Raw genomic sequence first — 652 nt, 5'->3', positions numbered from 1 at the left:
CGCGGTGCCCGAAGTGGACCAGGCCACGTCCTGGGCCGAATAGCTGGTGAGCGCGAGCAGCCAGAAAACCAAGGCCAGCAGGCCGGCGATCAGCCCCAGCTCGTGGCCAAAGCGGGCCGCCGCGGAGCGCGGCGCAGACTTGCCGCCAGAAGAAGCATTCAGGGTGTTGAGGGAGTAGGTCATAAGCGTGCCGGCGAAGCTTACCCGATGCCACAGGCCCGCCCGCAGGCGCCCGGCGCGGCCACGCAAGGCGCTCGCAGCGGCAGGACGATTGCATTTTTCAATCACCGTGACAGAGACCGCGCTTGCCTGCCCGGGCCGGCACTTGGTTGATACTTGCGGTTTCGCTCCTATGTGCCTTAAGCGCCCTAGTGCTGTGCCNGCTTACCCGATGCCACAGGCCCGCCCGCAGGCGCCCGGCGCGGCCACGCAAGGCGCTCGCAGCGGCAGGACGATTGCATTTTTCAATCACCGTGACAGAGACCGCGCTTGCCTGCCCGGGCCGGCACTTGGTTGATACTTGCGGTTTCGCTCCTATGTGCCTTAAGCGCCCTAGTGCTGTGCCCCGGAAGTCGAGGAACACAATGAAAGTGATGCGTTCACGCGTCTGGCAAGGCGCAAACCGCAGCCATGGCCGCAGCTATGGCGAGGA

The 652-nt window shown here is 65.3% G+C and carries 1 protein-coding gene; it reads right to left on the bottom strand.

Features of this window, described 5'->3' with window-relative positions:
* A partial coding sequence (locus tag QZH66_RS17870; protein ID WP_305807152.1) for a DNA translocase FtsK 4TM domain-containing protein occupies positions 1 to 183 on the bottom strand: 183 nt, incomplete at its 3' end.
* Positions 184 to 652: the final 469 nt, after the last annotated feature.

This window comes from Stenotrophomonas sp. YIM B06876, assembly GCF_030711595.1.
Classification (GTDB): domain Bacteria; phylum Pseudomonadota; class Gammaproteobacteria; order Xanthomonadales; family Xanthomonadaceae; genus Stenotrophomonas.
Note: the sequence above shows the minus strand (reverse complement) of the source record. Positions and strands in the feature narration are given on the sequence as shown.